Origin of the sequence: Psychroserpens sp., assembly GCF_036960315.1 — a bacterium.
GTDB lineage: Bacteria > Bacteroidota > Bacteroidia > Flavobacteriales > Flavobacteriaceae > Psychroserpens.
In genome coordinates, this window is sequence record NZ_JBALVR010000019.1 from 1 (window position 1) to 22,913 (window position 22,913).

Annotated in this window: 19 protein-coding genes and 1 pseudogene; 1 reads left to right on the top strand and 19 read right to left on the bottom strand. The window is 33.4% G+C overall.

Features of this window, described 5'->3' with window-relative positions:
* Window positions 1-27: 27 nt before the first annotated feature.
* The 6 genes and pseudogenes from V7719_RS18450 to V7719_RS18475 all read right to left on the bottom strand — a co-directional run.
* A pseudogene (locus V7719_RS18450) lies at window positions 28-147 on the bottom strand (SAM-dependent methyltransferase); the annotation flags it as partial.
* 254 nt (window positions 148-401) lie between these two features.
* Window positions 402-1,739, bottom strand: a complete 1,338-nt coding sequence (locus V7719_RS18455; protein ID WP_335639489.1) for a polysaccharide deacetylase family protein — start codon at window positions 1,737-1,739, stop codon at window positions 402-404.
* A gap of 216 nt (window positions 1,740-1,955) precedes the next feature.
* On the bottom strand, window positions 1,956-3,536 hold the full coding sequence (locus V7719_RS18460; protein ID WP_335731427.1) for a phytoene desaturase family protein: 1,581 nt from the start codon (window positions 3,534-3,536) through the stop codon (window positions 1,956-1,958).
* Between the two features lie 202 nt (window positions 3,537-3,738).
* Complete coding sequence (locus V7719_RS18465; RefSeq protein ID WP_335644080.1) at window positions 3,739-4,887, bottom strand: ligand-binding sensor domain-containing protein; 1,149 nt, start codon at window positions 4,885-4,887, stop codon at window positions 3,739-3,741.
* A gap of 199 nt (window positions 4,888-5,086) precedes the next feature.
* Window positions 5,087-5,683 carry a mobile mystery protein B gene (locus V7719_RS18470; RefSeq protein WP_335636246.1) on the bottom strand — a complete coding sequence of 199 codons (597 nt, stop codon included), beginning with the start codon at window positions 5,681-5,683 and terminating at the stop codon, window positions 5,087-5,089.
* The gene (locus V7719_RS18475; protein ID WP_335731428.1) at window positions 5,674-6,135 is read right to left on the bottom strand and encodes a mobile mystery protein A; all 462 of its coding nucleotides are present in this window, start codon (window positions 6,133-6,135) and stop codon (window positions 5,674-5,676) included. Before V7719_RS18475 ends, V7719_RS18470 begins: the two co-directional genes overlap by 10 nt.
* 384 nt (window positions 6,136-6,519) lie before the next feature.
* Here V7719_RS18475 and V7719_RS18480 point away from each other — a divergent pair, with 384 nt between their 5' ends.
* Window positions 6,520-7,440, top strand: a complete 921-nt coding sequence (locus V7719_RS18480; RefSeq protein WP_335635578.1) for a hypothetical protein — start codon at window positions 6,520-6,522, stop codon at window positions 7,438-7,440.
* A gap of 162 nt (window positions 7,441-7,602) precedes the next feature.
* On the opposite strand, the gene V7719_RS18485 is transcribed toward V7719_RS18480, so the two are convergent.
* From V7719_RS18485 to V7719_RS18550, 13 genes are all read right to left on the bottom strand, one after another.
* A complete protein-coding gene (locus tag V7719_RS18485; protein ID WP_335731429.1) occupies window positions 7,603-9,291 on the bottom strand; it encodes an arylsulfatase in 1,689 nt (562 codons plus the stop codon).
* A 383-nt stretch (window positions 9,292-9,674) separates the two neighbouring features.
* Window positions 9,675-10,169, bottom strand: a complete 495-nt coding sequence (locus V7719_RS18490; protein WP_335644639.1) for a cupin domain-containing protein — start codon at window positions 10,167-10,169, stop codon at window positions 9,675-9,677.
* Window positions 10,170-10,407: 238 nt separating this feature from the next.
* Window positions 10,408-10,719: an EthD family reductase gene (locus V7719_RS18500; protein WP_335644077.1), complete on the bottom strand. Its 312-nt coding sequence runs from the start codon at window positions 10,717-10,719 to the stop codon at window positions 10,408-10,410.
* A gap of 189 nt (window positions 10,720-10,908) precedes the next feature.
* A complete protein-coding gene (locus V7719_RS18505; protein ID WP_335731430.1) occupies window positions 10,909-12,435 on the bottom strand; it encodes a serine hydrolase in 1,527 nt (508 codons plus the stop codon).
* 154 nt (window positions 12,436-12,589) lie between these two features.
* Window positions 12,590-13,126, bottom strand: coding sequence for a PspC domain-containing protein (locus V7719_RS18510; RefSeq protein WP_335731431.1), 537 nt, complete (start codon window positions 13,124-13,126; stop codon window positions 12,590-12,592).
* A 196-nt stretch (window positions 13,127-13,322) separates the two neighbouring features.
* Window positions 13,323-15,527: a S9 family peptidase gene (locus tag V7719_RS18515; RefSeq protein WP_335731432.1), complete on the bottom strand. Its 2,205-nt coding sequence runs from the start codon at window positions 15,525-15,527 to the stop codon at window positions 13,323-13,325.
* A gap of 338 nt (window positions 15,528-15,865) precedes the next feature.
* Window positions 15,866-16,438, bottom strand: coding sequence for a hypothetical protein (locus V7719_RS18520; protein ID WP_335635947.1), 573 nt, complete (start codon window positions 16,436-16,438; stop codon window positions 15,866-15,868).
* Window positions 16,439-16,596: 158 nt separating this feature from the next.
* Window positions 16,597-17,043 carry a YybH family protein gene (locus tag V7719_RS18525; RefSeq protein WP_335635948.1) on the bottom strand — a complete coding sequence of 149 codons (447 nt, stop codon included), beginning with the start codon at window positions 17,041-17,043 and terminating at the stop codon, window positions 16,597-16,599.
* A 188-nt stretch (window positions 17,044-17,231) separates the two neighbouring features.
* Window positions 17,232-18,263, bottom strand: a complete 1,032-nt coding sequence (locus V7719_RS18530; RefSeq protein ID WP_335644636.1) for a phosphotriesterase family protein — start codon at window positions 18,261-18,263, stop codon at window positions 17,232-17,234.
* A 218-nt stretch (window positions 18,264-18,481) separates the two neighbouring features.
* Complete coding sequence (locus tag V7719_RS18535) at window positions 18,482-19,678, bottom strand: ATP-grasp domain-containing protein (protein WP_335731433.1); 1,197 nt, start codon at window positions 19,676-19,678, stop codon at window positions 18,482-18,484.
* A gap of 51 nt (window positions 19,679-19,729) precedes the next feature.
* The gene (locus V7719_RS18540; RefSeq protein WP_335731434.1) at window positions 19,730-20,128 is read right to left on the bottom strand and encodes a hypothetical protein; all 399 of its coding nucleotides are present in this window, start codon (window positions 20,126-20,128) and stop codon (window positions 19,730-19,732) included.
* 388 nt (window positions 20,129-20,516) lie between these two features.
* Entirely contained in the window at window positions 20,517-20,789 is a 273-nt protein-coding gene (locus tag V7719_RS18545; RefSeq protein WP_335638474.1) for a DoxX family protein, read from the bottom strand.
* A 1,064-nt stretch (window positions 20,790-21,853) separates the two neighbouring features.
* Window positions 21,854-22,774 (bottom strand): carbon-nitrogen hydrolase family protein, encoded by a 921-nt coding sequence (locus V7719_RS18550; protein ID WP_335589126.1) that lies wholly within the window; start codon window positions 22,772-22,774, stop codon window positions 21,854-21,856.
* Window positions 22,775-22,913: the final 139 nt, after the last annotated feature.

Sequence of the window (22,913 nt, forward strand, 5' to 3'; positions counted from 1 at the left end):
AATAGCTATTATTTTCTCAGTTTTCTAAAGTCCGAATGAATGTATAAAGTCAAGCGAAGTTTTAGGCGATTCTTGTGTCCAACTTACTTGGTCTGGGTTTTTAGTTTCATAAACTGTTTTCCAATGTTTCTTTCTATCTAAATTCATTGTTATGTATCTTTTTTTAACTTGTGGCTTACTGTCCAATTATGGGGCGTTAGGCGTTTTAAATCAGCTCCGTTTAAAACCTCTATATGTTTTATTAAATAAACACTAGTTTAAATTTACCTCAATTCGCCCAATCACCTATATTTATTGTTGACTGAAGTGTTTGATTCATCAATTTTATCCATCAAATAAATCGCATCAATCGATTCGGAATAGGCAGGAGCATCTTTCTGTTGAAATGAATTTACAAAACGTTAAATTTCGATTGGCTCCGCAAGTATTATTTCATCTTCACCAGGCATAACAGAATAAAGTACATAGGATCCCTGGGCATCTTTTTGAATCTTAAGCATGAGCTGAGTTTCTTGCTCAGTTTTTTTATTAAGGACGGTAGCTTTCCATGCCCTTGGCACATAAGTTTTTAAAGTAATTGGAACATCATAAACTTCAGGATCAAGGCCGTAGGAAATATTCACTACAATAGCTTCATCTTGTACCACGCTATTTATCACCGCATTTTTTCTTTCTCTGATATACTTTGTAACGTCAGCAAAAGTGGCCACCCACAAGTGATCTTTCCGTTCATTTATATAGTTGAAATACTCTTCCAGTTCCGCTCCGGTTTTGGATTCCCAGCCAATACCGTCTATTCCATGAAACACGAGTACTAACCAGATATTATCATGTGCCATGCAGGTGTCTACCCACGATTTCATTACTTCCATAGAGACATTAGTAAGCGGGCCTCTTTGCCATTGTACGTATTCTTTTTCTGATTCACCAGGTTGTCTTTTACTAGATCTGTTGAGTTCATCAAGATAAGATTCTGGCATTCGGTTTCGCAGCGCTGGATATATTTTCTGTGCATATTCCATCACACGCTCGTTTTCTGTGCCATAAGGACACTCGGCAGAAAAGGTATATTTCTCCCCCAAAAAATGCTGAATGTCTGCTTTACTTTGTTCTAGCTCATACAATAGATTATCCTCGTCCAATACAGCTAATCGGGCATGAGTTACGGTATGACTGGCGATTTCATGACCTTCGGCAGCGAATCTTTTGTAATCTGCCCAGGTAGTGGTGTCAACAGCATTGTTATGAAAAACAACGTCATCCGTATTCTTCAAATAACCGTTTCTAATTTGTTCATAGCCTTCATCTATGAGTTCATAAGCTTCAGTAATCTTCCCAGATTCAAAAAGGGAACCTGCATTCGAATGGTATTCAACAGCTTCACTCGTACCGGTATAGGCAATCAAAGAGGCCCTTTCAAAAAAGTTATCCTGGTTAGTTTTACTGGAAGCGGTTTCCTTAATTATTTCATCAGCTGGCCTTCCGATAAATTGGCCCTTGCCTGATCCATTTACTTTTCCTGTAATGATATAAAATGTGCCCGGTAAGCCTATTTTGTTCATAATCGGCCTGGCCACTGTAAGTTGATTGATGATGCCGTCATCATAAGTTATTGATATGGCCGATTGCTTATCTCCAGGCCATTTGGTTATAAACGTGTGGCCTACGTTTTCTTCCATTTTGGTAGTACAGGAGAGAAAAAATAATACTATTCCGAAGAGGGCAATTCTATTTTTCATAATATATGGTGTTGATTTGCACTTTGCAGTATTTCATGTTTTTATTTTTTTAATGTAAGCCAACATGTTCGTGTATGGTTAGTTGCGTTGGCTAGGTCTAAATTAGTCAAAGAAAACGAACCAGAGTAAAATCCGTAGGATTTTCAGAGTACAGACAGAACGAGTAATTAATTATACATTTTGTTGTAGCATGTTTCTCCTTATTCTGGGTTATTCTTAAATCTTTTTTAGCACATTTTTCCCAGTAATTGCCATTGAAGATAATATGCCAGAGAAAAGTGCGCCTCCAACTCCAGCAGTTACAATATCTTGTCCTGTTAAATAAAAGTTTTTGATAGGTGTTTTTGGTTTTAAAAAGGGTTGTCTATATCGAGAAGGACTGTGGTCTAAACCATAAATCTCACCTTTACCATAATTTACAAAATGTTGCGTTGTAAGCGGTGTAGATAATTCGTAACAATTTACTTTTCCTTCTACTTGTGGTAATTGTTTATAAACTTCTTTTAATAATCGCTGTGCAATTTCTTCTTTTTTAGCTTCATAATCTTTACCTCTTTTTTTCCATGGTGTACCTTCCCATTTTTCGAATGTTTCGTATGGAACTAATGTAATTACATCAATAGTGCTTTTGTCAGGATAGCGATTGGACCAATCAGGATCCTTTGCAGATGGAAAAGAAAGATATACTAATGGAAATGGTCTAGAGATATCTTCTAAATAGTTGTTAATACAGGTATCATGGTCTCCATCTTTAGGGTAAACCCAATAATTGGTTTTTGGTATACCAAGTTCTTCAGGTGTTCCTTCCAAACCAATATATAAACTAGCATGTGCCACAGATCGGTTAACTTTTTTTAACTGCTCCTTTAAAAAGTGTTTCTTTATTGTCTTTAATGGTAATAACTTGTTATACGTTGTCATTATTCCTGCATTACTAACAATGTTTGCTGCTCGAAATAGTTTTCCATCTTTCATACGTACACCAACAGCCGTATTTTTTTCAATAATTACTTCTTCTACCTCGGCACTTACTAAAATGGTACCACCAGAAGCAGCAATTACTGGGTCAATTTTTTTTACAATTTGAGAAGATCCTCCAACAGGAAAGCTACCGCCATCAAAATAATGCCGAGCAACAGAAGCATGCATGGAAAAGCTGCTTTGTTTTGGAGGTAAACCATAATCGCCATACTGAGCAGTTAATACTTTTATTAGAGTTTCGTTAGTTGTTAATGAACTTAGAACTTCATAGGTTGTTTTGTCTGAGTATTTGTAAAATGGTCTTTTAAGAAACTTACCGAACAATGTATTCCATAAAGGTGAAATGCCTTTACTTATATAATAGTTTTTACTTGTTTTTACAGCTTTAAAAACTAAATCAACGTAGGTTTTAATTGCTTGTTCTTCCTCTGGGAAATAAGCAACCATTTGTTTTTTGAAATTTTTAACTCCTTTCAGAAAATCATAATGCTCATCTCCTATAATCACACGATCATATACATCGCCCATATCTGCCCATTTTAATTCACCATTTGTGATATAATCAAACAGTTTTTTTAAGAGACTAGTTTCGCGTTGCATTTCTCCTATATAATGTATTCCAACATCCCATTCGTAACCTTTACGTTTAAAGATGTGTGTAAAGCCACCAGGAGTATAGTGCTTTTCTAAGACTAGTACTTTCTGACCTTCTTTTGCTAAAATTGCCGCAGTGGCAAGTCCGCCCATTCCTGAGCCTATAACAATAGTATCATATTTTTCTTGTAGTAACGGCCTCTTTTTATAGGATTGAATCATTTGGTGTTTTCTAACGCGTTAGAACGGTTTGTGTATGGTTAGTTGCGTGTTTGCGTGCGAGGATTTTGCGCAGGAAAATCAGACGTAGTAAACTTGAAACTACCTTTGGTTAAGCCCAAAATTGAGCAATTATTTTTATACATCTTAAGTTTGATTCTCAGTAAATTGTTGATATAACTAGAAAGAACAAAAGAGAGAATTATTACTTAGACGCTTTTTCCGAAAAATCAGTAAAGGTTTTTCCATCGAAACGATACAAGCCTGTATTGCTTGTTCCTATCCAAATATTTCCTGCTTTATCCTCTACCATACACCAAACTATAGAATCACCCAAACCATCTTGGGTAAAATTTGTACATGATTTCCCATCATAACGCCATATACCTCCAACGCCTCCAAATCTACTCATCTTTCCAGTGAACCAAATATTTCCTGCTTTATCTTCTAATATTGGGCCAAATCCAACTTTTCCTTTAAGACAAATTGTTCCAACTTTCTCTTCTACAATTGGACTAAATCCAATATTCTCTGTAAAATCGGTAAAAGTTTTTCCATCAAAACGAAAATAACCGTATTTTCTTCCCGAGAACCAAATGTTTCCCGTTTTATCTTCTAAAGTATATGGCACCCAGGCATCACCATTGGGTTTATAACTGGTTATGAATTTTCCATCGTAACGGCAAACACCTTCTCCGCCTCCCATTCCCGAACAGAACCAGATGTTTCCGTTTTTATCTTCTAACATTCGTTCAACCGATTTAAGTTGCAGATCATTCTTATTTACAATGCTATCATTATTTAGAAAAGCAGAAAACAAGTTCTTTTTATAAATATAAACTCCTTTATTAGTGCCAAACCAAAGTGTTCCATTTTTACTTTGCATCATAGCTCCTATTGTAACTCTCGAATTTGAATTGCTAGTTAGAGTGTTATTAGAATTTGTTTTTTCCAAAGGAACAGTAACAATCTCTTTACCATCAAACTTTGATAAACCATCACTGGTTCCAAACCAAATATTTCCAATATTATCTTCTAAAACAGACCAAACAGAATTATTGCTTAGACCATCTTTAATAGTAAATTGAGTGAATAATTTACCATCATAACAATAAACACCTTCCCCAGTCGTACCAAACCATAGATTTCCTTGTTTATCTTTAAGACTACAATGTACATTATCACTAAAGCGAGAACCTTGTATTTTTAAAAGATTAGGTGTTCCAATAGTAATTGTATCTGTGTTTTTTAAATCATCTGTTGATTTCGTTTTGACTTGTCCGTTACAAGAATTGTATAATACTAGTATTAGTAAACAATATATAATTTGTCTGCTAAAGAGATATTTAATCATAGTTTCATTTTAGCTTTTATATCTTTATTTGGAAGTTGATTTATTTTCGTTAACGTCACTGATGGTTGCCGATAACGTGTTCGTGTATGATTAGTTGCGGGTTTAAGCACTTAACTTAGCAAATACAAACCGAGTAAAAAATCCGAGAGAATTTTCGAAAGTAGCTGGTACTAGCAATTAATTTTATACGGTGTTGGCATTAGTTTTTTGCAAATTCAATTAACTGTTTGAAATTACCATTATCAGCTTCTCTTAAGGCTTTTATATATTGATTTCTTGTTTCGTTAGCTTTAACCATATTTGATTGATGCCAAGAAAATATTTCATTACCAAATATTGATTCCATAATAATGTCAGCCATCATTCTAGAGTGTCTTCCATTTCCATTTGGAAAACAATGAATGGATACTATACGATGTTTAAATCTTATAGCTATTTCTTCAGGCGAAAAAGTTTTGTTTTCTATCCAATATTTAGTGTCGTCAAGTAAATTTTTTAATTCAATCCCAATTTGCGTCCACGGAATTCCAATGTTCTTTTCGGTCTTTCTAAATTCGCCTGCCCATTTCCATACATCACTATACATTCTTTTGTGCAAGTTTTTAATAAACTTTTCGGTTAAAATATTTTCAGGTTTTAATTTTGAATGAATAGTCCATTCGACAGCTTTCTCAATGTTCAATTGCTCAAATTCATCTAGTTCTCCTTGAGTGGTAATTGACTTTATCTTAAGACCTTCTTTTTCTTCTTCGTCTAAAGGTGTTTGGCCGTCTTTATAATTGAATTCTAATCCCATAATGACTTTCTCATCTCTCGTTTTATTTCATCAGCAAGCTCCTTTATGGTTCTGGTTATCTTTTCATCTCCAATTCCTTGGTCCTCTAATTTCATATTTTGGTTGGTCCTTAAAACTATTTTTCGGGCCAGTTTTTCGGCCTTTACGTTGACTAGGTTTTCAATGGTCCCATCTTTTGGAATAAAACCATATACAAATTTCATATTTAAAGCATTACCAACGCCCTTTAATTTATTGAGGGTTATCTGACCTGTAGCTTCACGTTCCTCGATTTTTTGAATAGCTCCTTGAGTCAAGTCAAGTTTGGTTCCTAATTGGTCCCTCGTCATATTAAGAGTGGTTCTGATAGTATTTACCCATCCTTTTTGTGGTACCAGGACCATTCCTGCATCTTTAAAATTAGCCAGTTTTTGGTCTAGTTGTTCTATGAGTAGTTTTTTCTTGTTTCTCATTTATTAATATTTTATACATATAAGTATGTAAATTAAAATAAAAGTATACAAATAAGTATAAATAAACAAACAAAAAAAATACGTATATGTATTATTTTAAAATTTAAATCATACAAATACATATTATTAAGTTTATGTAAAAGTTTCTGTTTTAAATTACTGCTAACGTTGTTGTGTATGGTTAGTTGCGTGTTTGAGCAACTAATTCAGCAAATTCAAACCGAATAGAAAATCCGGGAGGATTTTCTTAAGTAGGCTAGAACTAGCAATAAATTATAGGCGTTGTTAGCCTTTCGTTATTTATTAGTTCTAGCAAATACACATGTTTATTGTAACAATTAGTGTAAATAGTAGTCTTATGTAAAATATGACAATTATAATTTAATGAAAATTAACAAAAATATTTTAGCTTTTCTAAGTCTAATCTTTCCACTTGTGCTTTCTGCACAGGTTGAGTCAGTATTTAATGACATTCGATTGAACCAGTCATTACAAGTTGTAGCTCAAAAATTAAGCGAAATATCTGAAAAATCAAATATCATTTCCGTTGATAAGCCGAGTTTTCCATTAGCGAATAGCAAAGAAGAACATTTAGTTTGCTCACAAGTAAAAACAGATAATGGAATAATTGATAGAGTTGTACTCACTTTTGCTGATGACAAACTTAAATATATAGAAGCAAGAGGAAATGTAGTTAAATCTTTAACTAGTAAGCTTACAGATACTGCAAGAACTTACCTTAGTTATGATGTCTATGTTACCGAAAAATTATTTTTAAAGAAAAATAATGATGTTGCTTGGATACTAACTCAAGAGGCAATGCGTAATTATTTGTTCGCTTGGGAAAATCCATATTTAGATCCAGATTATAAATTTGAAACAAAATCTAAATCCTCAAGTCAAATACCATCATTTATTAAAATGGGAGCAACCTTTGATGAGTTAAAGCCTTTATTAGAAGCTAAAAGTAAATTTACAAGTACTGAAGAATTAGATGGAACTGATTCAAATGCTCAAATTCAAATCAACTGTTTTGGCGTTGATTATTTAGGATTTCCAAGAACATTTGAAACTCGATTTGGAAATAATATTTTAAATGTAGTATGGGTATTAACTGGAAAAGGAGAAGAAGATAGAATTAGAAAAGCCTTGACTAATCAGTATGGTAAGCCTATCTATATTAATGATAATTGGGAAATATTTAATAATTGGCAAGTTGCTTTAAGAAAAGATAAGCCTGAAGTATTACTTATGGAAAAGAAAATAGGATTAGAATATAAAACCACCAGCTATTTTAAACAGTAATTTCCAACAAACTAATTCAAAGAATTTTATTGTAGTAATGTAGGGTAAACATAATGAAGGCTAACGCTAAATGTGTGAATCATAGCTTTGGCTTGCGCGTTGGTTTTGTGCGGCTATGGTTTCATACATAATGTTGTGCATTCGTGTTTTGACTATAGTAATTTACCAAGAAGGAGGTGGTATTTGCACCTTTACTTCATTAGAAAATTTTCTCCATTCCCCTAATAGTTCTTTATATTTTTCAGGTTCAGATTCTTTGAGATCATTAAGCTCTGCAAGATCTTGAGATATATTATAAAGTTTAAAATTTTCCTCAAGAAAAGGGCGCATTATATTAGTGATTTTCCAATCTCCTTTTCTGATCATTGCAAGATTATTGTGCTCCAAGCCGAATACATATTCAGAGGAATGTATTTGGTCAGACTTTCCTGATGCAAAAGGCATTAATGAATTTCCTTTGAGCGGATAAATTTCATTCCCTTCAAATTTTTCTGGATACGTTGCTTGAGCCACTTCATAAAAAGTAGGAGCAATATCCATCAAGGTTACAAACTCATCATGAATTTCATTGTTCCTTTCAATATTTGGTCCTGCAATAATCATCGGAGCATTGATCCCTCCTTCAGTTGTAAATCCTTTATAATGTCGAAACGGAGAAGATCCCGCCTCGGCCCATTGAGGGCCATACGAAATAAAGGAATTGGGCTGCCCCATGGTTTCATAATCATCATTAAAATGCTCTCTTATAAAAGGTCCAAAATTTGAATGAGAATAAAAGTCTTCAGCTGCGGCACCATTGTCAGACATAAACACGATTAATGTATTTTCGAATTGACCAATATCTTTTAAATGCTGAATTATTCTCCCAATATTATAATCAAGATTATCTACCATTCCAGCATATAATTCCATTTTTCTTGATTCTTTTTTCTTTTCATCTAATGACAAAGAATCCCATGGTATTACTTTTTCATGATTCGGGGGTAACACTGCATCTTTTGGAATCATGCCTGCATTTTTTAGACTTTCTAGGCGTCTTTCTTTTAATTTTTCATACCCATCATCATAGCGTCCTTCATATTTTTTCCAATACTTTTCGTCAACTTGTAAGGGCCAGTGTGGAGAGGTATAGGCCGCAAAGCCGAAAAATGGTTTTTCATCTGCTTGATTACTATCAATGTATTCTATTAGTTTATCCGTATAAAAATCTGTGGAATAATCTCCTTTGTTCCAAGTGGCGGGTTTGCCATCTTCGAAATATGGAGTGATTGGATCTTCTTCAAAGATCCCTTGGTCATCATAATGATTTCCAGCCCCTCGAATATTAACAAATGAGCGTTCGAAACCTTTATTAAATGGAATGGACAAAGAGTCTCTTCCAAGATGCCATTTACCTGCCATGTAGGTGTGGTAACCATTGTCTTGGAGTAATGCTGGAATTGTAACTATTCGATCTGTTAACTTTCCTTCATAGCCGAACCCGGTGTTCTGATTCGATTGTATGCCCATTCCGGCAATGTGGTTATCATTGCCCGATAGTAACATTGCTCTTGTAGGGGCACATAAAGGAGAGGTATGGAACCTACTAAATCTAATACCTAGCGCTGCCAAATTATCAATATTAGGTGTTTCGATATCGCTGCCATAGCATCCTAAATCTGCATATCCAAGATCATCCGCTACCAATAAAAGTATATTAGGGCGGAGGGCTTCTTGGTTTTTTTCTTTTGGATGAGCACATGAAATCAAAGTACCAATTACTAATAATAGTAGGAAACCTCGATTTCGAACAATCCTAATTTTATAATCAATGATTATATTTTTTCTCTTATTGATCAAAGCTATTTTCATCGCTTGTTGAATTTTATCTTATGTTAATGTACATGATGCACAACGTTTTAGCTATGAACAGTACGGGAGCAAACTAGCGTTTGCTTTCCGCCATACACATATTGAAATCTTTTGGTTTTGTTTTTTCTTTTTCTTGTCCAAAGCGAAATCCTAAAGATTGCGCGACCTCATAAAAATACGCAAACCCTGCGATTAAGCCTGAAGCCCGTATTGTTTATAGGTTGTGTTGTACGCTGGCTTTTGTCCGTTCCTTTATGAACCAAATGTAAACAGTTCTTCGCAACCGCCACTACTTGCTCTTTTAATGACAATTACTTTTCGTTCAATATTCATTATTTTTTAATTTGTAAACTTCATTAAACCGCCTGAAATAGATTTGGACTCTATTTAGCATTATAGACTTCGTCGGTTACCGGTTCCATCCATTCTACAATCCCATTTTCCGTATTGGGAATAATGTAAAGTTGCTGTAAACTAACATCAGGACTGGCGCCATGCCAATGCTTTACATTTGGCGGACATTTTACCACATCTCCTTTTTTGAGGACTTCAATCTCTTGCCCTTCAATCTGGTGGTAGCCAACTCCATCGGTAATAATCAGTATTTGTCCGGAGGGGTGGGTATGCCAATGGCTTCTTGCTTTTGGTTCAAAATAAACATTACCAACAAGTGTTGTGTGTATTGAGTCTGCTTCTACCAATCCAATATAGTAAGCGTTTCCAGTAAACCATTCTTCCGTACCTTTGTCACCTTTTGGGAAAATGGCATTCAATTCGTTTTTGTCAGATTCTTTATTTTCTTGTTTTTCAATTTTTGTATTACAGGCCTGACCTATCAATAGGAGGAGGGCAACTGCGGGTGTCATTATTTTTCTCATTTTATCTATTTTAAATTTTCTTGATGATTTTTGCAGGAGTACCTCCTACCACAACATTGTAGGGAACGTCTTTAGAAACGACCGAACCTGTGGCAACTACCCAGTTTTAGCTAATACCAATCCATGCAATCTTCTTAATGTGTATACGTTTTAGCTTGCGTGCAACGTTGCGTATATAGTGCATAGTTATCCCACAGGGTAGCTATGCACTATATATTTTGTTATGGGCTGTTTTTAATTAGAGTCTCACCTCACTAATCTGAATAATGGGTTCAATGTTTGTATAATTTGGAACATCTGCCATGAGTTTTTCAACAACTGGATTAAACGCATTTTGGAAGGATTCCATTGATTCAAAATATAAACTTCCAACAGCAATATATGTTGCTGGCGAATCAGGTGCACCTCCCGCTAGACCTCCTTCAACATCAACCTTCTTAAGACTGTCCCCAAGTAATTCTTTGGCCAACGCAAGATGTTTGTTGCAATAGTAGTCCATGTCAAACATTTTTCCATCCAAGTTCGGGTAGTACCCACTTACTTTAATCATGTCGTTTGTTTTAAAATTATTAAATATGTTCAATTGATAATATATTCATGCCTAATTGCCCATAACGTCTCGGCTATGAGTAGTTGCATGGGTTAACACTTAACTTAGCAAGTAAGCACCAAACTGAAAATCTAAGAGGATTTTCATAAGTAGGCGAGAACAAGCAATTACTTATAGCCATTGTTATACTCAGTTTTTATTTTTTAAAATGTTCAATTCTCCGAAATCAACGTCAAGTAAATTTTCTTGGTCGATGGAGAATCCTAATATTTCTCTTTTTGAATTAAAATTGAAGGTTAAAAACCCATCAGGAACACGTATGTCATACCAGTCGATTTTAAAGGTGTCAAATTGCCAATGTATCAGTTTTCCTTTGAATACTTTGGTATGAGAAAATGAAATCTCTAATTCACCTTCATTAGATTTATTTATTAATATGTCACCATACATCTTGTCAGTATATTTTCCAGAATATTCGCTAATTGCTAATGAAGGTTTTGTGTTAGCCTTTTGTAAAACTTTTTTGGATGCTTCTTTTTTTTCTTTGATTCGATTGTCCCTCCAGTCTTTCACAAAAGAATAAAAATTATCACGTAGACTATCTTCATCTTCAAGAAGTTTTTCTAGCAGTAATGCTCTCAAAATAAATGTTGCGGGTTCTTTCGATTGGTTAGTAAGTATAACAAACCCTAAGTTCAAATCCTTTATCATTACAAGTTGGGCTGACATACCGTCAATACCACCACTATGTTCAATTACCTTATGTCCGTTTACTGGTGTAAGCCACCAACCGAAACCATAGGACGAAAATTCATTATTGAAAGGACTTCCAATGGGATAAATAATTTGAGGTTTAAAAATTTCCTCGATTATAGTTGAATTAACAATCGTGTCATTTTCAAATACTCCATTATTCAGCATTAATCTCATATAATTTGACATTTCATTTGCTGACGAATAGATAAATCCTCCTGGAGCAAGATTATCTCCTTTCTCTTGAATAATCGCGATTTTTTTGTAATCTTCATTCCAAATATGCGGTTGTGCAAGGTTTTTATTAGCTTCTCTTTCTGCTGATAAGGAGGTACTATTGTTCATTTTTAGTTTATCAAATACTCTAGTTTTTAAGAAACTATCCCATGATGTTCCAGAAACTGTTTTTACTATCTCTGCAGCAACAACGTACATTACATTTTGATAAGCTGGCTTTTCTCGAAAGCCTGATACTGGTTCTAAATATTTAAGTCGCTTTATTATCTCTTCCCTCGAATAATCAGAGTGATACCAAAGTGTTCCACCACTAACATCTTTCAGACCACTTCTATGGGTAAGTAAATCTCTAATCGTGAAATTATCTGTAACATAAGGGGCGTACAATTCAAAATAAGGTAGATAATCTTTAACTTTATCATCCCAATCAATTTTGCCTTCATCAACTAAGATGCCTATCGTTAAGGCGGTAAAAGACTTAGAAATCGAACCTATTCCGAAAGTTGTGTTTTTATCAACTTTTCTTTCTTTATAAATTTCCAAGTTACCATATCCTTTGGAAAATATTATAGAATCATTCCGAACAATACCAATCGAAAGTCCCGGTATTTCATAGTCTTTTATTACTTGATGAATGAGCAAGTCAAGTGAATCTATTTGTATTTGTTGAGAGAATGAGTTGGAGTATAGGAATAAACCAATTATGGTTGAGAGGAATATTTTCATTTTTATTTTTTTAATTGAGTATAACGTTTATGTATATGGAAAGTTGCGGGTTTGCGTGCGAGAATTTTCCGAAGGAGAATCAGATATAGCAAACACGCAACTACCTTTTTTTTAGTACTTAACCGTAATTATTTTTAAACGGTGTTGTACTTAGTTATTTGTTTTTACTTACAATTATCACCCCAATAATTGAGGCTAAAACTCCACCAAATACAAAGCCAGATAAAGCGAGCATTAAAGTCCCAATAGATTCGCCACCTGTATACCCTAATGATCTACCATACTCCCATCCTCCCCAAAATCCAAGAACACAACCTAGTATTATAATTCCAAGAATAGAAAACGAATTTTTAACAACTTCTTTAGTAGAATTGGATTTTTCGCGATTAGAATCAATATCAGATTTATCTAAATCAGATTCTATATATATATTATTTGGAATTCCAATCCACAGTCCAATATAAATAATAAATCCGATGAAGAAAAATAGGGATAAGATTAACCAAATAATACGCACTAATAACACTGAAATACCAAAATAATCAGCTAAACCTGAGCAAACACCACCAAAGACTTTTTTATTGGTATTTCTATATAACTTTTTAGTAGAATTGGAATTTTTTTGTTTTAAATCAAAATCAGATTTATTGTTCGATTTTAATTCAACATGATCTTTGTCTTGGTTATTCATTTAAGGTTATGTTTAATGAAGCACAACGTGTTGTGTATGGCTAGTTGCTTTGGTTAGGTCTAAAATACTAAAGGAAACGAAATCAGATGAAAATCCGTTAGATTTTCTGAGCACACATATATTAAGCAATGAGTTATACACGTTATTAGCCTTTAGTTTTTTTCTTAATTAAGAGCATAACTTTTAAAACCCAAATTCATCTTCCTCCTGGAGGACAATGCAGTTTTAAGTAATTTGTGTATAAGGTTGACAAATGTTTATATGTTCCTTCTCCTTCTCTAATTCCATGAGTTCTATTAGGATAAGGCATAAATTGAAATTGCTTATTATATTTTATTAATTCATTAACTAATATTTCTGCATTTTGATAATGGACATTATCATCTCCAGTTCCATGTATATAAAGTAAATTTCCTTCTAGATTTTTTGCATAGGTAACGGGAGAACCTTCAATAAAGTCTTCCATATTTTCTTGAGGTAAGCCCATATAGCGCTCTTGATAAATATTGTCATAGGTTAATTGATTTGCAACTGCAGCGAGTGAAATCCCTGTTTTGTAGATTTTAGGATATCGAAACATCAAATTCAATGTTGCAGATCCTCCTCCGCTATGTCCCCAAACTGCTACCCGTTCCGAATCCACGAAATCCCACTTCAAAATTTCTTTGGCTGCCATAGCCTGATCGTTAATATTAATCACTCCAATTTTTCTGTAAATTGACTTTCTCCATGCGCGGCCTTTTGGAGCAGGAGTGCCTCTGTTATCTAACGAAATGTATATATATCCATCTTCAGCCATACTCCCATTATAATTCCTATTTCTACTCACATTATAGGTGTCTTTTACTGTGGTTCCGGCAGGTTCGGAATACACATAAAACACTACTGGGTATTTTTTATTTGGATCAAAATTTGTTGGTTTTACCATCCATCCGTCCATTTCAATATTGTCTGAAGTGGTGATGGTAAAGAACTCTGTTGTTGGTTTTTCTTCTAGCTTTTTAATGTTTTTAAGAATACTTTCTTCTTTGGTTAAAGCTTTGTGATTGGCAACGCTAATAAACTCTTTAGAATAGGGGGTAAAATGATTTGAAAAGGTATGTTCTGCATACGTACCGTTTGAAGAAAAAGAATAATCATGGCTTCCTTTTAAACTTTCTGGACTTTGCAACTCGTTTTTCCCTTTTCCATTTAATTTCGTTTTATATAAATATTTTTGCGTGGCATTATCTGGAGAAGCTAGATAATACACAAAACCTTCTTTAGAATTAATGTGCTTCAAATCGATCACATCGTATTCTCCTTTGGTAATGAGTACCTCTGGCTTTCCTTCTAAGGAAACTTGGTATAAGTGCCTCCATCCATCTTTTTCAGAAGCCCAAAGAATGCTTTTGTTTTCATTTAAAAAATTAAAATTATTGGTATAATCAATTGCATAAGAATTGCCTAGTTGAAATAAATCTACCCAAGCTTCATCCGATTCTTCATAAATACTATTTGTGGTTCCTTTTAACGCCTCTGCAATGTATAATTTGCTTTGGTTTTGTTTTCTGTTTAATTGTTGGATTAAAAGGTTGTTGGTACTTGGAATAAATTCCATTCTTACCAAATAATTTTGTGAAACATCTCCAGGAACATCCATCCAAATTGTTTTGGCATCGGAAATAGTTACAACTCCCACTTTACAAGCAGATGGAGTTTCACCTACTTTTGGGTATTCTAAGGGTACTAATTGAGAATAAATAGAGTCAGTATTGTTGATCATATAAAACTTCTTGATATTGCTTGCATCGATTTGCCAATAGGCAATAGACTTGCTATCTGGGCTCCAACGAAATCCATCTCTACAAGCAAATTCCTCCTCGTAAGCCCAATCAAAAGTTCCATTTATTAAGGAAACCGTACCATTGGTAGTTAAGGGCTTAATGTTGCCACTTGCATCCTCTTCCGCATATATATTGTTATCAGAAACATAAGCTATGGTATTTCCGTCAGGAGAAAACTTTGCAAACATGAGAGATGAAGGAGGAAGGCTTTTACCAATTTGCCTTAGCGTATTTGTTTTAAAGTTAAATACCCAATAATCTCCTTTGGTATTGAGTCTCCAAACTTTTTTAGTATTGGTAAATAATAGCACTTTTTGTTGGTCTGAAGAAAATGAAAAATGAGCAACATTTAAAGGTTCCGATGTATCTGCTGGAGTAAGTTGCTCTTTGGTTATGACTGTTTTTGTATCGTGGTTGGGTAGGGTATAGGTGAGCAATTGGTTTTTTTCTAATTTATAATAAGAACGCCCATCGTTGGTCCAATTTACTTGTGCTTCTCCATTAAAATTAAAAAATAAAAAACAAATAAACGCGAGAATTTTAAAGATGTTAAAGGATTTTTTTACGTTTTTCATCTGTTGATACTTATGGATTATTATTGTTTTTTAAAATTTATTTCAAATGCAAATCATTCATTATTTTTAGGCATAATGAAGGCTAACGACCCATGTATGTGGCGCGTGCTACCCTACATAAGTCACTACCAAAATAGCGCTTTTTGTGTTTCCCTCCAAGATTGTAAAAACTTAGCGAAGAACTTATTACAATCTAAGATGCGAAGCCTGCGGATAAAGAAGCTCCGACAAGTACTTCTAAACTATGCTATCTTGAGAAGGACAAAAAGCAGCGGACAAGTAGCACTCTTTTTCAGATACGCAGTGAAGCACATGACACATACATGATGTTAGCAGCTTTATTTTATTTCAAATTCTTTCACTAATGAAGTAATTGGAATCGCTATGACATTTTCATGTTGTAGTAAAAACAATAGGTCTTTTGTTTTTCCAATTAGCACACCATTTATCGTTTGATTGTCAGAATACTTTAAGGTTATAGGTGCCTGTTCTTTAATTATTTTCGCAGTAATTTTTCCGTAAAAATCAGCTGAAAGGTATAGGTAATAGATAAATACAATAGCAAATAAGAAAATTCTATATAAACTGAACCAACTTTTTTTATCCAAGCCAAAATTCAATATCGAATAAGATTTTGGGTATTTTCTTTTCCAAAGAAAATCAAGTTTGAAGAAGAAGAAAACAATTATAATTGTTACAGTAGAAAATAATAATATTCTGAAATCCGAAAAAGGTGCTAATAGAAAATCAAAAATATCTGCATAATCAAAAATATTAATTCCAAATTCAGAATACTTTTGAAAAGTAAAAAGCATTCCAATTCCAACTATTATAATATAAGAAATAGTAACGACCGTTTGTATTTCTTTTAAAATAAGCTCGTAAGTGTCTTTTATTAATCCTTCCTTCATTGGTTTGTTATATTGCTGCTAACCCTTAGGCTATGAATAGTTGCGGTGTTTTGTCCGAAGGACAATACAGCTGAACTTAAAGATAGCTTTTTGCGCGTGATTTCCGCTTAGGAAATCCGCAAGCAATGAATTTTAGGTTTTGTTAGGGCAAGTTTTTGTCAGTTCAGAGATACAAAAAGTTGAGACTTTATTTTCCACCCGTCTGACTCTTTAGTCCACATCGCAGAATAATTTCCATTAATTATGGAATGATTGCCTTTTTCTGGGTCATAAGCATTCCAAATCCCGTTCTCCCAAGCCAAACCTCTTTTTTCATTAACTACAATTTCTTTTGTAGTGCGTATCCAATACATTTTACTTTCTCCACCATCGAAAATATATTCAGTTAAAGCTTTTTTTCCAGATAATAATGTCCCGTTTCCTGTTGTTGTTAAAACGTCATCGGTCAAATATGAAAGAACTTTTTCATTATCGTACGACTTAAGAGCTTGATTTGAAGCATTTCTAACTGCTAATATCTGCTCTTTATTGGTTTGTGATGATAGTTCTGAAGTAAATATAAAAGCGGAAAGAAGTGTAAAAAGTAAATTTCTAGTAATTTTCATTTGCTTCAATCTTGGTGATTATTTTTCTAGCTCTTTTTTAAATTTGCCCTAACGTTTTGCCAATATAGGTAGGCGTGGTTTTCGGAGCGCGTCATTATCCACAAGGAAAAACGTGGAAACGGAGACGAAATGCCGAATACAACCACAATCCCCACGCTTACCTATATTGGCTGTTATGCCTCGTAATATTATTTATCATTTTTGTCCAAAGGATAGTTTCTAATTTCTATCGAGAAAGCTTTTGACGGATTGACACTGATTAATAATTTAAATTCATCATCTGTGAAACCATGCGATTTTAGTTCTGGATAGAGTTTCCTGAAAATATTTGTATATGGTTTGATAGTTTGATTTTCTTTTTGTGGATCATACCAACCAGAATCGTGCGAAATTAAAATTCTATCTAAAATTCCATTTCTTTTTGCAAATAATATTTTTTCAATATGTTTTTCCAACTCCCAACCTAATCCATCAAGACTTATCCAGCATCCCATCTCTGCAGCTTTAAGATAATTGTCATTATTATCTTCTGCCTGAGCATGCACCCAAATAAAAGACTCTGGTGAAACTCCCATTTCTTTAAGAATGTTCAATTGTGGCCATAAACCCAGTGCTTTTCCCGTGTGTGATGCTATAGTTAAACCTGTTTTCAAATGAGTAAGTGCAGCAGCTTTTACCAATTTTTGATGCATTGTATGTAAGGAATCAGAGTTATCAATACCAATCTTAATAAAGCCCGGTCTAATTGAAGTTCCATCAATTCCATTCTTATATTCATTAATCCACATTTGGGCAAGATCTTCTGCCGTTATTTCTTGAACATATTTAGGAATAAATTTATTATTTCGAGCCCCATAAAGACCAGTATTTGTAATAATCCTTATCCCTGTTTTATCAGCAATTTTTTCAAGAAGCAATACATCTCTTCCCAAGTAATTAGGCGTGGCGTCAACAAAATAATTTACATTAAATTCTTTAAGCTCTTCAAAATAAGGCATTACTTCTTTAATTATTGAATCATGGCTCCAACTATTGGGCTGTATACTGTCTGCTCCTATAAAATCAACCAAAATATGCTCGTGTGTTAACCATATTTGATTTGAGTCTACAGGATGAGTTCCTTTAACATCCTGTATTAATGGTTGTTGCATAGTTATTGAACATCCATAACCTATTATTACTATAAAAAATAAAGTATTAAATTTAAGTTGCTTATTCATTGATTTAAGCTTTAATTTTATATTGAAGAATCCATAAAAAGCATTCCTAAATTTAGTCAGACTGCGGCTAGTTTTTATGAGGCACAACGGTTATTATAAAAATAGTAGTCGACTGCGTTACACTTTCCTGTCAAGTTGCAAGAAAGTTGAAGCGGGCTACAGCCTTTGAATTTACTACTATCTCGACTATTATTTTCATACATTGTTGGCGGTAGTTTTTATTCTCTAACAATGATATATTTTCTCAAATCTGAACTGAGAATATCGTATAATTCCTTTTTGTTTTTTTCGTCAGTTTTAGCAAAAACAAAACCAAAAAGAGGATATATGTTAATATCTAAGGCCCTTATCAAAATAGGGTTTTCAAAATCATCAGCAAGTGCTTTATAATCAAATCTTGCAATATCAGCAGGCTTAATACCTGAATTATTATCTAAAACGATTATGCTAAATATTTTGTTTTCTTTGCCTTCGTATATAGTATCCCAATTTGGGCAAGTGTTTTCAAAATAGTATTTATAGGAATTAAGCCCCACTGTAATTCCTGATAAATCACCCGTAGTACACCAACCTCCAAAACGAAGTGGGTTAATTTCAATAGGGATTATTTTGCCCTTCTCATCAATTCTTACTTCTGCATGAGCCGGAAAATTCTTTAAATTAAGTTTATTGCCAATTGTGCTTAAAAACTGCTCCAATTCAGATTTATATTGATTGATAATTGCTTTAGAAGTCGAATATACTCTGTCGCTTGTATCTGTTCCCGATGAAAAAACGTGGTGTAAAATATTTAATATAACCACCTCACCCTTATCATTATGATAATAATCTATAGCGTATTCTTCACCTTGAATAAAATCCTCAATAATAAAGTGGGAAGTATCGAGTACATTTTTTGGAAAAATACTTTTAAGATTATGCGGCGTTATTTCTTCTTTTGCCTTAATCCAGTCGTTTTCATCATTTATAATATAGACACCAATACTTAAAAATCCGATGGATGGTTTTATGACAAACGGAAATGACAATTCCTCGGTAGCAATATTCTGAATGTTTTCTAACTTGATTTTTTGGAATTTAAATTCTGGAAATAGGGCTTTAATCTGCTCTCTGAATTTTGCCTTGTCTTTGAGGATATTGATTTGTTTTGACAATTCACTTTCCCCAAAGTGATTATCTATCCAACTGAGAACATTTTCTGAATTGGTATATATCCGCTGAGAAGGGTTATTTTTTATAGTTGCTATAGCCTCTTCTTCGCTAATCCAATTTAAGGTAGCGTCAGCCACTAATTCTTTAGCCACTTTTGTTGCAACAACTGGATAGTAATTTTCTTTTATTGTATCTATAAGAAAATCTGAAATATATGGTTTGTCTATTAGGAACATTTTTAATCTATATATGGTTTCATCCAAATTACCGCCAACGGTAGTGCTATGGTTTCGTTGTTGTGCTTAGTATTTTATTTATTGAGTATTTTTAAAAGTATCTTCAAAAATTTTTGTCCATTTCCCTTTAATCAATTGTTCTCCATATTCTTGAAAGTCTCCTTCTGGAGTTCTCCCGAAAAAAAATCTAGTTTTTTCATCTCTCCACACGATGAGTTGTCCATCTTTGTATTCCGCAGGATATCTAGCTGCGTCTTCTTTAGAAAATCGGTAATAGTAATATTTTTGATCTTTTTCATCGTAATTGATTATCGTATGGAGTTGTAAAAACTCCGTATTCAACTCAATTACCAAAATGCTCTTGTCTAAATCATAAGAGATTTTTTCATATGCAGTACCTTGTTTTGTAACAACTCCATTTTCATAAACTTTTGATGTACCAACCCACTCTCCAATCAAGAAGTTTAGTTGCTCCATCTTTTCTTGTTTTATGTTTTGGGCGAAAACTAAATTATATAGAAAAATTAGAACTATAAAATAAAAGTATTTAGAATCTTTTCGATATCTCATATTAGTTCGTTTAATATTAAGCACAACGGTTTGTGTATGAAACGTAGCGTGTTTTAAGGACCTAATTTAGCAAATACAAACCAGATAGAAAATCCACAAGGATTTTTGTAAATAGGCTTGCACGAGCAATTAATTTTATACGGTGTTAGCTGCTGTTTTTTTTGTCATTTTCTGGAATCGAAGAAGTCCATTCTTCATTTTCGAAATTTCAATTATATTCACATATATTTTAGCTTTTTTAACATAACTGAAGCCTTGGTGTAATTATTTAAGAAAGTGACATTATCAATTAGAACTATTGAACGGTAATCAAGTTTATTGATAAAAAAAATATATAAGCATTTAAACCCATATAAAATAAAGCAGGTAAAGAAAGCCATATGTTATCTTTTAATCTCATCCTGACGATAAACCCAATTAACATTAGTAAAGCAAGACCTAAAGACGAAATTATTAAAACTGGGTTAAATTCAAATCCTAAAATTAAACCAGTAGCTCCTAAAACCTGTAACAATATAGTCATCAGACCAAATTTTTCTAAACCAAACCGTTTGAATTCTTTTTTCATATAGGGTGATATGAAATATGACACACTATAAGCAAAAAAAGATAGACTAGATATTAAAATACATATTTTTAGTATGCCCATGTTTGAATTATTGTATTGATGATAATGCTATAAAAGCACATAAAATCAAAAGAATCAAAGATGGCAAATGTTTAATAAAAGGATTACTTATTTTAAAATGAAAGTATTGGGCGGCTATCATCAAAACCCCCATAAGAACAGATGGAATAAAGACTAATTATGAATACCAAATACCCACAACAAGCAATGTCGCTAAAGAGATTTTTGTTGCACCTGTAAAATTTCTAGTTATATCGCTTAATCCAAATAGATTAAATTCTTTAACAACATTGTGATACCTGATAACCCAAACATAAGCAACAGATATTTGAGATAAAATAATTAAATATTTAATATTATTTTTTCTTCGGTGGTAAAATCATGAATGCAAAAGCCACACCAAAAATAAGGGTTATTATTCCTGCAAAATAGGGTATTAAATCAGTCATTTTTTGTGTTTTTTATTAGTTTCATATATATACCAAATGCTAAAATTGAGGGAACCCATAACCCCATGAAAGCTGCGTCTGCTTTTTCTCCTTGAAAATAGAGTGCTTCAGAAAATATCAACGATAATAAAGCAGCAAGAAATAACAGTTTGTCTGCAGTTGTAAATTTTTTAAACATATTTTTTTATATTTAATTTATTGTAAAAGTATTGTTTTTTTCTTCTTCTTATCTAAGCTCTTTTAAATTGCTTATTTATATAGTTTTAACTAATCATTTTTATTCTAGAATTCAAGTTAGAATCTAAGCACTTACTGCTAACGGTCCAGTATATGAGCCGTTTTAATGGCTTATATACGTCTTAAGTTTGATTCTCATTAAATTGATAGTATAATCAGAAAGAACAAAAGAGAGAATTAAGGTTACTATATACGGTGAAGCTTTAGACTTCGACAACATTGATAATCCTCTCTCTTTTACTACTTAAATCACGTTCAGTTCTGTGAGACTTTAGATCTCGTTTTCAAGTTGTTGTGATACCAGTAGCTAGTTATTATTTATCCAATTTTATTATTTACGTTGAATTCAAAAACATCAGGTCTTGAATAATGTCCTACGACATCAAACATTCGTTTAGCTTTTATGATCTCTGTGAGATCAATATCTGCATATAAAATACCCTCTTCTGCCTCAAGCGGACCAGCTAAAAACTGTCCATTTGGAGCAATTATAGAACTGTTCCCAACATTAATCCATTCCCTTCCTTCAGGATAAAGTTTTTTAAACTCATATTCATCGGGTATATCATCCATTTTTAAAGCCATACAAGTGCTAATTACAAACAACCCTCCCTCTCTTGCTATATGTTGCATAGATTGTATCCATTTTGGGCTTTTGTCCCAAGTAGGAGATGCTAATATCTGAGTTCCAAATTCGTAGATTGCATTTCTTGCTAATGGCATAAAGTTTTCCCAGCAAATCAATCCTGCTATTTTTCCAGCTGAAGTATCATAAGAACATAAAGTGCTGCCATCTCCTTGAGACCATACAAGACGTTCTCCGCCTGTTGGTATTAACTTTCTATGTTTACCTAGAATTAAACCTTTGTCGTCTATAAAAAGTAAGCTATTAAATAAACTTGCACTACTGGTTTCAGTATTACGTTCATGCATACCAATAACAACATTAACCCCAGCTTTTTTAGCCGCTTCACAAAGCTTTTTCGTGGAATCATCAGGTACAGAAACAGCATTTTCAACAAGTTTTAAGTAAAGCTCATTTAAATCAGCTCCTTTACTGTTTGGAATAAGCCATACCCAATCAGGATAACCAGAAATAAAAGCCTCTGGAAAAACGATTAAGTTAGCACTGTTTTTACCTGCCTCTAAAATTGCTTTACAGGCCTTTTCAACCGTTTTTTCTTTGTTCAAGAATACAGGTGAGAGTTGTGCGGCAGCTACTTTTATATTATTTGTCATCTCGTTCATTCTTAAATTACCTACAACGGCTCGGCTATAAGTAGTTGCGTGGTTTAGCACTTAAATTTGCAAGTAAACACCAAGCTGAAAATTCCAATGAAATTTTCAGAATAGGCGAGAACAAGCAATTACTTATAGC